We start from the raw sequence: 12,185 nt of genomic DNA on the forward strand, positions 1-12,185 counted from the left end.
CGGGTTGTGTCGCCAGACGCATTGCCCGGTAGCTAAGTTCGGCACAGATAAGCGCTGAAAGCATCTAAGCGCGAAGCTGGCCCCGAGATGAGTCATCCCTAGAGCTTCGAGCTCTCTAAAGGGTTGTTCTAGACTAGAACGTTGATAGGCAGGGTGTGTAAGCGCTGTGAGGCGTTGAGCTAACCTGTACTAATTGCCCGTGAGGCTTAACCATACAACACCCAAGAGGTTTTGGGTTGGACTTGAAATAAGCCAGTTGATTGTGGCGAGAACGAACAGCTTTCTAGATTACGTGTTTTGACTGAAAAGTGAAGACACACCAAATTTTGCTTGGCGACCATAGCGCTTTGGACCCACCTGACTCCATGCCGAACTCAGTAGTGAAACGAAGCAGCGCCGATGGTAGTGTGGGGTCTCCCCATGTGAGAGTAGGACATCGCCAGGCTTTGAATACAGTTGATTAAAGCCAATAAATATAAGCCTTTAATCATACAGAATTGGTGCGGAGTGGTAGTTCAGTTGGTTAGAATACCGGCCTGTCACGCCGGGGGTCGCGGGTTCGAGTCCCGTCCACTCCGCCACTATTTATAGGGGTATAGCTCCAATTGGCAGAGCAGCGGATTCCAAATCCGCGTGTTGGGGGTTCGAATCCCTCTACCCCTGCCACTCGAAAAGCACTGACATCCGTCAGTGCTTTTTTTATTTCAATCTTACCGATAGACTAACTTATGGATGGTTTTTGGTGTGACATCGAAGTCCGCGTGTTGGGGGCTGGGGCGCCAGTCCGATCGAATCCCTCTACACCTGCCACTTGAAAAGCACTGACATCCGTCAGTGCTTTTTTTTGATCTATTCAAACAAGTCTTCTAATAGTTCTTGGCCACAAATTGGCTTGGGCCTGTTGCATCGGGCTGGTGACTAAAACAAAGCTCATAGGCAAATGCCGTGGTATGCATTGGCTCTGTTCGGCTCTCACTGTGATATTCGACTTCCACAATCACTCTCTGATACCCCGATCCCTCAAATGCATCAAGTTTAGGTAGAAAATGGGATAAGTCCTCTGCTTTTAAGAGCCAACCCTCAACGCGATCATTGACAGAGTCGCTGAGCTCAATGCCGGGATAACCTGAGGCCGATCCCCAACCACGGTCGGTGCGTATTGCTTGTATACTCGCAGGGAACCACTGACCATGGACGTCCGCGAGCACATGGTGATTTGTGCCTTCTGGACACAGGGTTCCGTATACGAAGAGGTTGTTAAGCATAGGCGTCGCTCCATGAATGCACTTTGTTATTATTTCTTTTCTATCCTATCTCTGAGTTGAAGCAAGCAGCAAGTAATAAGTCAGTGCACCACTTGTATTTCAGCCTTCATGATCGCAAAATCGGCGCCCATTCTAGTAACAACCTATACTCACACTGGCAAGCGTTATGGTGGTGATCAAGCAATGAAAAAACGTATTGGCAAGGTAGTGGCATGGGGCAGTGCTATTTTTGTCCCTGCTGCGGTGATTGGTGTCAATGGCTACTTCACCGTGCCTGACAGCACCCAGCTCCATACAGTGTCTGGTATACATCGCCAGTGCGTTGATTACACACATTCTTCACCGCTTGACGAACAAGGCCGTTTTTCTTTGTTGGTGTGGAATATCTATAAACAACAGCGCCCTCAGTGGGACACGGCGTTAAGCCAGTATCATCAACCTCACCGTTTGATGTTGTTGCAAGAGGCAAGCTTTGGTCCACAATTGGCGCGTTGGATCACGCAAGCATCATTGCACTATGACCAAGCTTATGCGTTTGCGATGCAAGATGCTGTTGCAGGGGTGATGAACCTTTCCAAAGTGAACCCTTGGCACAGTTGTGCGTATACTGCGGTCGAGCCTTACCTGCGCCTTCCTAAAAGTGCTCTGTATAGTGAGTACCAGCTCTCCAATGGACAGCGCCTTGCGGTGGTGAATATTCATAGCATTAACTTTACTTATGCAATGGCCGCTTATAAGAAACAGTTGGCTGCATTGGAGCAAGCTTTGGCGCGTGTCGAAGGGCCTATTATTTTAGCCGGTGATTTTAATACTTGGTCTCAACGGCGGTTAGACGCGGTGAGAGCGATGGTTAAGCGCTTATCATTACAAGAAATGGGTTATCACCCCGATGAGCGAATGACTAAATTTGGGTTGCCGTTGGATCATGTTTTCTACCGTGGGTTATCGGTAGAAAAGGCGAGTGCGATAGATAATGGTGCCTCCGATCACGCAGCGATAGAGGCACAACTGAAAGTGACAGGATAGAGGCAACGAGGGGAGCCCCCTCGCTGAACTTTCCTAACTTAGTGCTATGACGATGGCCCAACTGGCAAAAACGGCAACCCAAGGCAGGGTAGCGACGACAATCGCTTTGCCATGATTGAGTGGTGTCCAAGTGCCGATAACCGTAATGCTTAATACCCAGTACCACGGGAGCAGTAGTGGTAAGCTTGCTGCCCATGCACTCCATGAGGAGGCGAGCGGCAATTTTAGCAAGCCATTAAGACTATTTAAGTCCGCATGAGCCGGCAAAATAAAACCGGATGATAAAGTCATATTGGTATAGCTTGCTAAATCGCCTACGACGGCGGGCAAAAAGATAAAGCAAGAGGCCGCGAGCCAGTGACGATAGCCAAAGTTAGGGGCTTCTTGTTTGGTGGCTAACCGAAACCACAACGCCAAGGCAAAAATGACCGCCGCTCGGCCAAACCAATCTCCGAGCACTTCAGAGGCAAGAAGTGTTTCACGTTGTAACCACTTTTCAGCGTCTGCAGGTGGCATCGATAATTGTTGCGCGAGTGCTTGCTGAAGCGCGGCAAGGTTGGTGTGATCAAAATAAGCACTCCAAAATGCAATAGCGCTTAGGCTCATGAGCAAATAAGCCAACCAACCCCATACCGGGCGCTGGCTTAATGCAGCAAAGCACGCACTGGGACGAAGGACGATGTCTCTTAAGGCGAACAATGGATTGGCTGAAGCTTGCATCATGAGCCGCTACTCCGAGAAATGTCGATATGCAGTGTTAGCTTTTGACCTGGTTGGATATACGCGTTTTGGCGTAACTGGTTCCATTTAACCAGCTCGGCGACTGATACATTGTAGCGTTGTGCAATACTGCTCAACGAATCACCTTGTCGAATTCGGTAGGTAATCGTGCGGATGCGACGTGCATCCCCCTCTTTATCCCAAACGACCAACTTCTGGCCAATGCTGAGGGTGTCGCGAGGACTCATGCCGTTCCACTTAGCGAGCTGACGATAATCAACGCCATAACGACGGGCGATTGTCCAAAAGCTGTCGCCTTGGCGGACTGTGTGGGTGCGCTTGTGGCCGTCTCGCTCCGCCGCTTGCAATGCTGCGAGGCGCTGTGGTGCGCTTAGCGTATATTGTGATTCATCTTTCAGCGAAACAGGGATCATCAGGCGCTGACCCACGCGAATACGTGAGGAGTGGAGTTGGTTAGCACGTTTTAATACTTTGACGGTGGTGTTGTACTCAGCCGCGATTTCACTCAGGCTATCACCTGACTTCACCGCATAACGTTCCACACGAAGCCCTTGGTTGTCATTTTTAGCCAACTCAGTATTAAAGCGTTCCACATTTTCGTTGGGCAACAATAAGTGGGTGGGGCCTGATGGTGACGTTGCCCAATGGTTATACGCAGGGTTAAGGCTTTGTAGCTCAGAAACACTTAAACCGGCATAGTTAGCCGCGAGAGCGAGATCCATTTGCATCTTAGGATCGACCAAGGTCAGTGCTGGCTGGTTAGGGATCGCAGGGACCTCTAAGCCATATTGATCTTGATGGCGTAGTACATCGCCAAGTGCAATCAGCTTAGGCACATAACTGCTGGTTTCTTTGGGGAGATCCAAATGCCAAAAATCGGTGGGTTGGCCACGTTGCTTGTTGCGACGAATAGCACGAGCCACGCGTCCCTCGCCGGAGTTATATGCAGCGATAGCGTGTAACCAATTACCATCAAACATGCCATGCAAGTACTCGAGGTAATCGAGCGCTGCATCGGTTGATTGCACCACATCACGTCGGCCGTCGTACCACCAATTTTGTTCTAGGCCAAAACGTCGGCCGGTTGCTGGGACAAATTGCCAAAGGCCAGCAGCCCGGCCATGCGAGTAAGCAAATTGATCAAACGAGCTTTCTACGACTGGAAGCAATGCCAGCTCGAGTGGCATGTTGCGTGCTTCGACTTTCTCTACGATCAGGTGCAAAAATGGCGTGGCGCGCTCAGCGACCGTGGCAAGGTGATTAGGGTACTTTAAGTACCAATTACGATAACGGCGCACCGAGGCGTTATCAGGTACTGGAAGCGAAAGCTGCATACTGATGCGTTGCCACACATCATTCTGTTTTTGCGGGGAAAGTACCTTAGGCGTCGCGGGGGTGGCTTTCTTGGGCGTCTCTGCGGCTTTATCAGGCGAGCGCGTTGTTTCTTTTGCGACAACGGGCGGTGCCTCGGAGGCGATATCCGTATTTTGAGCGTCGCCGATAGATTGACAGCCGCTCAGCAACAGCGTGCTCAATATAATAAAACGGTACTTCATTGCATAAAACCTTCGTCCAAAATAGCCGATGATGATAGGGGCTGGCCTCATTGATGACAAGAGACTCAGCTCAAAATTCGTCCTTCCACTGACGCAGCGCACGGAAAACGGCAAGCTCGTCGTCGGCAGTGGTGCGACCTACGACCGCTTGAATGACCGTCGGCTCTTGAGTGCGCAAAAATGGATTAATGCGCTTTTCTCGCTCTATGGTACTGGGGAGCGTTTGCTTACCTTGGGCGCGTAAGCGGTTCACTTCTTCCCGGTATAGATGTAATGCATCGTTTTCAGGCTCCACAGTCAGCGCAAACGCGACATTGGCGGCGGTATACTCATGGGCACAATACACTTGGGTTTCGATGGGGAGCGATGCCAGTTTTTTCAATGAGTTGAGTGATTGTTCAGCGGTGCCACCGAGTAAACGGCCACAACCGGCTGAAAACAATGCATCGCCACAGAACAGCTTACCATCGCCGACAAATGCAATGTGATCGTCGGTGTGGCCTTCGACACCGACGACCAAAAAACGATGGTCAAAGACATCAATTTGGTCACCGTCACCAACCGCCATTGAACGTTGAGGTATCGGGTGAACATCTGGGCCGATCACTTTGGCGCTTGGCGCATAGCGTACAAGATCGTCAATGCCATTGGTGTGATCCCAATGGTGGTGTGTGATAAGAATGCACGATAAAGTCAATGAATTCGCTTTGAGGTAGTCAATAACCTGACTTGCCTCACCCGGATCGACCACGGCGCAGCGATTATCTTCACTAATAATGAGCCATATGTAATTATCGTTAAATGCAGGTATGCTTTTTACATGAAGCATTGGGTTCTCCAGCGATAGAATGAGCCTTAATCAATGAAACCAGCGCGCATAGAACATCAGTTTGACTATCCCTATACGTGGGACCAAGTTGCTTACGGTGATTGGGCGCGCACCCAATTGCAAACTCGGCTGGATGAATGGTTGCCGACCTTATTTGGCTACCATTTGCTGAAATTGGGCGGCTTAAGCTGCGAGCTAGTCAGTGAACAGTGTAACATTCAACACCAAGTCTGTGTCGACCAACATAACCCAATGCGCAATGTGACCGCGACACATTATGCCTTGCCATTTATCGAGAAATCTTTTGATGCGTGTGTATTAGCGCACCAACTTGATTATAGCGATGATCCTCACCGTTTATTACGAGAGGTTGATCGTGTGATGATTGATGACGGTTGCTTGATCATATCGGGTGTTAACCCCGCAAGCTTTTTGGGCGTAAAAAAAGTGCTACGTGGCAGGCATCAACGGCTTCCGTGGGGGGGACGGATGTTTTCACCTCTTCGCGTTAAAGATTGGTTGAGTGTCATGAACTATGAGGTGGTTGAGGCGCACCAGATGGGACTGTGGCCGACTCATCGACCCAGTGCCCGCCATGCTTGGGTAGAGAGTAGCGCCAGTATGGTGACACCTGCGCTTGGGTCCATTTATTTGATCATTGCGCGTAAGCGTAGCTACCCACTAAAACCCATTAAGCCTCGTTGGAAACTCAAGCAAGCGGTCTCACCGCTGGGCGGCGTTGTTCCCAACGGCGGCTAGAAATAGGATTAGTCTGCAGGCTGATAGCCTTCATCGATCTCGGTAGGGTGGTTGGCAGCGTCGCGCGCGAGCTCGTCACAACGCTCATTTTCCGGGTGTCCAGCGTGGCCTTTCACCCAGTTCCAGGTGATTTGGTGCTTAGATGCCGCTTGATCAAGCTGTTGCCATAAATCGGCATTTTTCACCGGTTTCTTATCCGCCGTCTTCCATTGGCGTTTTTTCCAATTATGGATCCATTGGGTGATCCCTTGTCGAACGTACTGGCTGTCTGTAGTGAGAACCACGTTACAGCTTGTATTAAGCGCATTTAAGCCGACAATTGCCGCCATTAGTTCCATGCGATTGTTGGTGGTGAGGGTGAAACCGGCACTCAAGGTTTTTTCATGTTGTTTGTAGCGCATCACCACACCATACCCGCCCGGCCCCGGGTTGCCGAGACAAGAACCGTCTGTGAAAATTTCTACCTGCTTGGTCATCTTTGATACTATTGGCTATTCATCTGAGCCAAGTTTGACACAGTTATTGCCATGAAAGCGAATTACGATCGCCTCGTTGTGCTTGATACCGAAACCACCGGTATGAACCGCGAAGGGGGGCCACATTATCAAGGCCACAATATTATTGAAATCGGTGCGGTTGAGATTATCAACCGTAAGCTGACGGGGCGGCACTTTCATGCCTACATTCAGCCTACACGCGCGATCGATCCTGAGGCGATTTCGGTACACGGTATCACCGATGCCTTTTTGGCCGACAAGCCGCGATACGCGCAAATCCATCAAGCCTTTGTTGATTTTATTCAAGGGGCGGAGCTGATCGCCCATAACGCGCCCTTTGATGTGGGGTTTATGGATTATGAATTCAAAAACCTAGGTGTCTCGCTGCAAACCACTGAGCTTTGCACCATCACAGACACCTTAGCGATGGCGAAGAAAATCTTCCCTGGAAAGCGTAACAACCTTGATGTGTTGTGCGATCGCTACGGTATTGATAACTCTCGGCGAACGCTTCACGGCGCTTTGTTGGATGCGGAGATCCTTGCTGACGTATACCTATTAATGACCGGGGGACAAACTAACTTGTCATTTAATGCGGGTACTGAGACGGATAATGCAAGTCCAATGGCACCAAGAACCGTTAAGCGTCAGAAATCGCTAAAGGTTATTCCCGCATCGGCCGATGAAATGAGTGCGCACGAAGCGCGTTTAGACTTTATTGAGCAAAACGGTAGCTGTCTTTGGCGGCAGTAGGAGAAGGCATGAAGAAGCGATGGTGGGCGGTGTGTGTTTGTTTTCCCTTGTTGGCACACGCTAACGAGCAAGAAATTCGTCTGCTGGAAAATCGCTTCCGTGTTGATCCAACCATTGAACGTGCGGCCTTCGTGATTTATCGAGAAAAGCCAAGCATGCCAGTGGTGTTGGTACGCCCGGACGGCACCAAATATTATGCATGGCGCCACCCAGACAAAGTATCCTGGCATCAAGAATCAGACATGGACATCGTGTCGATTACCGACCCCATGCCAGGACCATGGCAAGCGATTGGCCGAGTGAGCCCTGACAACAAAGTCCGTGTTTTAAGTGACTTGCGTATGCAGGTTGAAGACTTACCCAGTCGTCTTTATCAAGGCGAGGCGGTGAAGTTTACCGCACAGCTCATGCTGGGCGATAAGCCCCTTAACTTGCGTGACTTCATTGAGCGTGTCGATTTGACCGTACACTTTACTGAGTTCATCGAAGATCCGGAGTCGCTTAATCCCGATCAGCGGCCACAGCCCAAAGCATTAGGGCAATTTAGTGACGACGGCTCGGGGCTTGATGAAGCACCCAATGACGGCGTTTTCACCGTGTCTTTGCCGATTAACGTCATGCCAGGAAAATACCGCGCACGCGTGACCTCGGGTAACGGTATTTTTTTCCGTACTTTAGAGCAACAAGTCTTAGTTTACCCGACACCGTTAATGGCCACGTTTAAACAAAGCCAAGGAGAGGGCGAACCGCATCAATTGGTTGTTGAGTCCGAGCAGGCCAGTATTGAGCCAGGTAGCGTGTCTGTTCACGCCAAATTCACCGATACCGAAGGAAAAACGACGGTCTACCAAACAACCGCTGAGGAAGAGCAGCAAACGATTACGCTCGATATTCCTTATGCCAGTACACCTGGACAATACAAATGGCGGACAACCTTGTATGCGACGGATCAGTTATCGGGACGACCCTTGGTTTTTCCTCTTCCAGAACAAACCTTTGCGGTCACCGATTACGCGGCGCTGGAAGAAGCCGAAGCAGAGCGTGAAGCGCGTGAACAAGCCATGATGGAAGCAGCGGAGGCGCGCCGCCAACAACGAGAGCGAGAAGAAGCACGAACCACTTCCCTGTTGATCATTGGATTAGGTAACTTATTGGTGATGCTGATAGGTGCCGCCACTTGGTTTGTCTTGCGAAAACGCAAAGCACGCAAATTGGCTGAAGCGGCGCAAGAGCTGGAAGCCCCTCCACTGGACAGCGACGGCGACGACCAAGCCAGTGAGCTTGACATGGATAGGCCGGATAAAAACGACTAGCACTGTGGTGCGAGTAAGCCCATCTATACGGGCAATAAAAAAGAGAGGGAAGCCCTCTCTTTTTTCGTTACGCCATTGATGCAAGAAAATACGGTTAAGCCGCGTTATGCATCTTGCTCTCCTTGACCGACGCGGCGGGCAGCTCTGACGGGTCAAAGTCATCCACATTGATCGTTTCAAGGCGGCCTTGCTCGGCTTCTCGCAATAGTGCAGCTTCTTGCTCGGTAATCACGCCGGCGCTCAAGCCTTTATCCGCGACTTGGTCGAGGAACATAAACGGCAGCTTCTCACCGATGCCATCACACACTTTTTTATGAATAGGCTCGGCATTCAAAATGTCATGCAGTGCCTTTTCAATATTACCAATCGCATTACCTGGCTCGAAGTACTGACCTCGGCCGAGGCGATCACGCGTTGCACTGGGTGATTGTAAAATGACAGCCAGTTTGCCATCGAGGCGATCGCCAGGCTGACGGCGTCCTTTACCCAGCGGTAATACCAGTACGCGCACTAAGCCAGCAACTACTCGATTCGGGAAGTTAGCGATAAAGCCATCCAGTGCTTGTTCAGCTTGGTACATGGCGTCTTGCATGCCCCAATGCACCAGAGGGAGATCCTCTTTCTGATAGCCTTCATCGGCATAGCGTTTCATGGTGGCTGACGCAAGATAAAGCTGGCTCAGCACATCGCCAAGGCGCGCTGACAAGCGCTCTTTACGCTTGAGGTTGCCGCCTAATACTGCCATAGAGACATCGGCGAGTAGCGCGAGCGCGGCACTGTAGCGATTCATCTGCTGGTAATAACGACGTGTCGCGTCTTTGCGGGGAGCTTTAGACAAACGACCATCGGTAAGACCAAGCCAGAAAGCACGTGCAACATTGCTAAACACAAAGCCAACATGACCAAATAAGGCCTTATCAAACGCTGCGAGGGCGGCTTGCTGATCGCTATTTTCGCTGGCACGAATCTCATCCAACACGAATGGATGGCAACGAATCGCACCTTGACCGAAGATGATCATTGAACGCGTCAGGATGTTAGCGCCTTCCACCGTGATGGCGATCGGCGAACCTTGATAGTTGCGTCCCAGGAAGTTTTTTGGTCCCAGGCAGATGCCTTTACCGCCTGCCACATCCATCGCATCAATCACACCTTGTTGACTGCGGTGGGTACAGTGATATTTAACGATGGCAGAAATGACCGAGGGCTTCTCGCCGATATCGATACCCGTCACCGTCAGCGCGCTGGCGGCATCCATCACGTAGGCGTTGCCAGCAATACGCGCGAGAGGCTCTTCAATCCCTTCCATTTTACCAATGGGGAGTTTGAACTGACGGCGAATGCGTGCGTAAGCCCCTGTTGCTAGGGCGGCTGACTTTAGTCCTCCCGTGGTATTGGAGGGTAGGGTAATGCCGCGACCAATTGACAGGCATTCCATCAGCATACGCCAGCCTTGGCCTGCCATTTTCTGGCCACCAATAATAAAGTCCATCGGTACGAAGACGTCGTTGCCTTGAGTTGGACCGTTTTGGAAAGGCACGTTAAGCGGGAAATGGCGACGGCCAATCTCAACCCCTTCGAGGTCCGTTGGGATCAGCGCACAGGTAATGCCAAGTTCATCCTGATCGCCTAACAGGTGTTCAGGATCGCGTAGCTTAAACGCCAGCCCCAACACAGTGGCAACCGGGGCGAGGGTAATATAACGTTTGTTCCAGGTGATTTTCATCCCCAGCACTTCTTCACCTTGCCACATACCTTTGGTGACCACACCATAATCAGGAATCGAGCCTGCATCAGAGCCCGCCTCTGGGCTGGTCAACGCAAAACAAGGGATTTCTTTACCTTGGGCCAAACGAGGGAGGTAATGGTCTTTTTGCTCTGTGGTGCCGTAATGCTGGAGCAATTCACCTGGGCCTAGTGAGTTAGGGACCCCCACGGTGGATGACAGCACACCAGAGACGCCTGACAGTTTTTGCAGCACCAAGGATTGCGCGTAGGCAGAAAATTCCAAGCCACCATATTGCTTTTTGATGATCATGGCGAAGAATTTGTTGTCTTTCAAATATTGCCAAACATCCTCGGGCAGGTCAGCGAGTTCATGCGTGACTTGGTAGTCATCGACCATGCGGCAGACTTCGTTGACCGGTCCATCTAAAAATGCTTGCTCTTCCGCACTCAGCGTCGGGGCGGGAATGTCATGCAGTTTGTTCCAATCCGGCGCGCCGCGGAATAGGTCGGCTTCCCACCAGACTGTTCCCGCATCAATCGCTTCTTTTTCCGTCGCTGACATTTCTGGCATCACGGATTTAAATGCTTTGAAAGCGGGCTTGCTGAGCCAGTTGCGACGAAACGTCACGATATTGAGGGGCAACGCGATCACGGCAAAGATCAACCAAGTGATCTCCCCGACGCTGCCCATGATTGTCCCTACAACTAGTCCGGCTGCGAGCACGGCAGTCGATACCAGCAGCTTGGCACGATGGTATGCGAGTACACCGGCCAGTATTAGCATGGCGGCGATATATAACCCTGTTGCCATCACGTCATCTCCTTAGGTTTTGGTTTGCCCTTACTGTCGTGGTAAGAGGTCGTACCACTCAATGTAAGCAAATAATTAACGAATTGTAAAATGATACGGTGTGACCTAGCTTGCAAGGTGAGAAAATCACCACTTGAGGATGAGGACAACTGGCAAGATAGGTTGCCATTCAAGCAAACGTGACCTAGCTCGCTTGTCGGAAGGGCTCGGCAGTCGACAGCCGTAAAACGATGCGGGTACACTGGCAGTCATGTGACGTTATGCCTGTCAGGCGAGAACGTCAGATATTTGTTAACAGTGGGAAAGTGCCATGTACCAAGATATTATTCGCGGTGAGCTGACAGAAGCTGCCGATGTGTTAACAGCGTTTTTAAGTGATGACAATAACATTCAGCAAATCGAGAAAGCCGCGAAACTGTTGGCCGATAGTTTTAAGGCCAGTGGCAAGGTGCTCTCTTGTGGTAATGGCGGCTCGCATTGTGATGCCATGCATTTTGCTGAAGAATTGACCGGGCGCTACCGAGAAAACCGTCCTGGTTATCCCGCGATTGCCATTTCAGATCCAAGCCATATTTCGTGCGTGTCGAATGACTTTGGCTACGAGTATGTTTTCTCGCGTTATCTTGAGGCGGTGGGCATGAAAGGCGACGTGTTGTTTGGGCTATCTACATCGGGCAATTCGGGGAATATCCTCAATGCCATTGATGTCGCCAAACAAAAAGGCATGAAGACCATTATGCTTACGGGAAAAGACGGCGGCAAAATGGCAGGTCTCGCTGATATTGAAATCCGTGTGCCTCACTTTGGTTATGCGGATCGTATTCAGGAAGTCCATATCAAAATTATCCATATTCTTATCCAGCTAGTGGAAAAGGAAATGGCAGCGTAACCCCGCGGAGGTAGATGA

At 50.7% G+C, this 12,185-nt stretch carries 11 protein-coding genes, 2 tRNA genes and 2 rRNA genes; 9 read left to right on the top strand and 6 right to left on the bottom strand.

Annotated features, from left to right (window positions below; all coding sequences use genetic code 11):
* The 4 genes from EHW56_RS05620 to EHW56_RS05635 form a co-directional block, all read left to right on the top strand.
* A 23S ribosomal RNA gene (locus EHW56_RS05620) occupies positions 1-214 on the top strand; the annotation flags it as partial.
* Between the two features lie 115 nt (positions 215-329).
* Positions 330-445: ribosomal RNA gene (gene rrf / locus EHW56_RS05625) — 5S ribosomal RNA — on the top strand.
* A gap of 59 nt (positions 446-504) precedes the next feature.
* Positions 505-581 (top strand) — tRNA-Asp (locus EHW56_RS05630).
* An 8-nt stretch (positions 582-589) separates the two neighbouring features.
* Positions 590-666: transfer RNA gene (locus tag EHW56_RS05635), tRNA-Trp, on the top strand.
* A gap of 200 nt (positions 667-866) precedes the next feature.
* On the opposite strand, the gene EHW56_RS05640 is transcribed toward EHW56_RS05635, so the two are convergent.
* Positions 867-1,265 (bottom strand): gamma-glutamylcyclotransferase family protein, encoded by a 399-nt coding sequence (locus EHW56_RS05640; RefSeq protein ID WP_077668144.1) that lies wholly within the window; start codon positions 1,263-1,265, stop codon positions 867-869.
* A gap of 183 nt (positions 1,266-1,448) precedes the next feature.
* On the opposite strand from EHW56_RS05640, the gene EHW56_RS05645 reads away from it, so the two are divergent.
* The gene (locus tag EHW56_RS05645; protein WP_172969995.1) at positions 1,449-2,291 is read left to right on the top strand and encodes an endonuclease/exonuclease/phosphatase family protein; all 843 of its coding nucleotides are present in this window, start codon (positions 1,449-1,451) and stop codon (positions 2,289-2,291) included.
* Between the two features lie 33 nt (positions 2,292-2,324).
* On the opposite strand, the gene EHW56_RS05650 is transcribed toward EHW56_RS05645, so the two are convergent.
* The 3 genes from EHW56_RS05650 to gloB form a co-directional block, all read right to left on the bottom strand.
* Positions 2,325-3,014: a YIP1 family protein gene (locus EHW56_RS05650; RefSeq protein ID WP_370517136.1), complete on the bottom strand. Its 690-nt coding sequence runs from the start codon at positions 3,012-3,014 to the stop codon at positions 2,325-2,327.
* Complete coding sequence (locus tag EHW56_RS05655) at positions 3,011-4,588, bottom strand: LysM peptidoglycan-binding domain-containing protein (RefSeq protein WP_152796800.1); 1,578 nt, start codon at positions 4,586-4,588, stop codon at positions 3,011-3,013. The genes EHW56_RS05650 and EHW56_RS05655 overlap by 4 nt, the downstream gene beginning before the upstream one ends.
* Positions 4,589-4,658: 70 nt before the next feature.
* Positions 4,659-5,417, bottom strand: coding sequence for a hydroxyacylglutathione hydrolase (gene gloB / locus EHW56_RS05660; protein WP_046073779.1), 759 nt, complete (start codon positions 5,415-5,417; stop codon positions 4,659-4,661).
* A gap of 33 nt (positions 5,418-5,450) precedes the next feature.
* Here gloB and EHW56_RS05665 point away from each other — a divergent pair, with 33 nt between their 5' ends.
* On the top strand, positions 5,451-6,176 hold the full coding sequence (locus EHW56_RS05665) for a methyltransferase domain-containing protein (RefSeq protein WP_046073778.1): 726 nt from the start codon (positions 5,451-5,453) through the stop codon (positions 6,174-6,176).
* Between the two features lie 8 nt (positions 6,177-6,184).
* On the opposite strand, the gene rnhA is transcribed toward EHW56_RS05665, so the two are convergent.
* A complete protein-coding gene (gene rnhA, locus EHW56_RS05670; RefSeq protein WP_077578630.1) occupies positions 6,185-6,652 on the bottom strand; it encodes a ribonuclease HI in 468 nt (155 codons plus the stop codon).
* Between the two features lie 51 nt (positions 6,653-6,703).
* On the opposite strand from rnhA, the gene dnaQ reads away from it, so the two are divergent.
* Complete coding sequence (gene dnaQ, locus EHW56_RS05675; RefSeq protein ID WP_046073776.1) at positions 6,704-7,426, top strand: DNA polymerase III subunit epsilon; 723 nt, start codon at positions 6,704-6,706, stop codon at positions 7,424-7,426.
* A gap of 8 nt (positions 7,427-7,434) precedes the next feature.
* The gene (locus tag EHW56_RS05680; protein ID WP_152796802.1) at positions 7,435-8,739 is read left to right on the top strand and encodes a TIGR03503 family protein; all 1,305 of its coding nucleotides are present in this window, start codon (positions 7,435-7,437) and stop codon (positions 8,737-8,739) included.
* Positions 8,740-8,833: 94 nt separating this feature from the next.
* Here EHW56_RS05680 and fadE read toward each other — a convergent pair whose 3' ends face one another.
* Positions 8,834-11,278, bottom strand: a complete 2,445-nt coding sequence (gene fadE / locus EHW56_RS05685; protein WP_152796803.1) for an acyl-CoA dehydrogenase FadE — start codon at positions 11,276-11,278, stop codon at positions 8,834-8,836.
* A 310-nt stretch (positions 11,279-11,588) separates the two neighbouring features.
* Between fadE and lpcA the strand changes: the two genes are divergently transcribed.
* Positions 11,589-12,167 carry a D-sedoheptulose 7-phosphate isomerase gene (gene lpcA, locus EHW56_RS05690; RefSeq protein WP_046073773.1) on the top strand — a complete coding sequence of 193 codons (579 nt, stop codon included), beginning with the start codon at positions 11,589-11,591 and terminating at the stop codon, positions 12,165-12,167.
* The last annotated feature ends 18 nt before the right edge of the window (positions 12,168-12,185 follow it).

The sequence above is a fragment of the Salinivibrio sp. VGrn1 genome, assembly GCF_009377995.1.
Lineage (GTDB): Bacteria > Pseudomonadota > Gammaproteobacteria > Enterobacterales > Vibrionaceae > Salinivibrio > Salinivibrio siamensis.

Excerpts from the sequence above, each read along its gene's own strand:
- EHW56_RS05640 (WP_077668144.1), bottom strand. The coding sequence starts at position 1,265 with ATGCTTAACAACCTCTTCGTATACGGAACCCTGTGTCCAGAAGGCACA.
- EHW56_RS05645 (WP_172969995.1), top strand. The coding sequence starts at position 1,449 with ATGAAAAAACGTATTGGCAAGGTAGTGGCATGGGGCAGTGCTATTTTT.
- EHW56_RS05650 (WP_370517136.1), bottom strand. The coding sequence starts at position 3,014 with ATGATGCAAGCTTCAGCCAATCCATTGTTCGCCTTAAGAGACATCGTC.
- EHW56_RS05655 (WP_152796800.1), bottom strand. The coding sequence starts at position 4,588 with ATGAAGTACCGTTTTATTATATTGAGCACGCTGTTGCTGAGCGGCTGT.
- gloB (WP_046073779.1), bottom strand. The coding sequence starts at position 5,417 with ATGCTTCATGTAAAAAGCATACCTGCATTTAACGATAATTACATATGG.
- EHW56_RS05665 (WP_046073778.1), top strand. The coding sequence starts at position 5,451 with ATGAAACCAGCGCGCATAGAACATCAGTTTGACTATCCCTATACGTGG.
- rnhA (WP_077578630.1), bottom strand. The coding sequence starts at position 6,652 with ATGACCAAGCAGGTAGAAATTTTCACAGACGGTTCTTGTCTCGGCAAC.
- dnaQ (WP_046073776.1), top strand. The coding sequence starts at position 6,704 with ATGAAAGCGAATTACGATCGCCTCGTTGTGCTTGATACCGAAACCACC.
- EHW56_RS05680 (WP_152796802.1), top strand. The coding sequence starts at position 7,435 with ATGAAGAAGCGATGGTGGGCGGTGTGTGTTTGTTTTCCCTTGTTGGCA.
- fadE (WP_152796803.1), bottom strand. The coding sequence starts at position 11,278 with ATGGCAACAGGGTTATATATCGCCGCCATGCTAATACTGGCCGGTGTA.
- lpcA (WP_046073773.1), top strand. The coding sequence starts at position 11,589 with ATGTACCAAGATATTATTCGCGGTGAGCTGACAGAAGCTGCCGATGTG.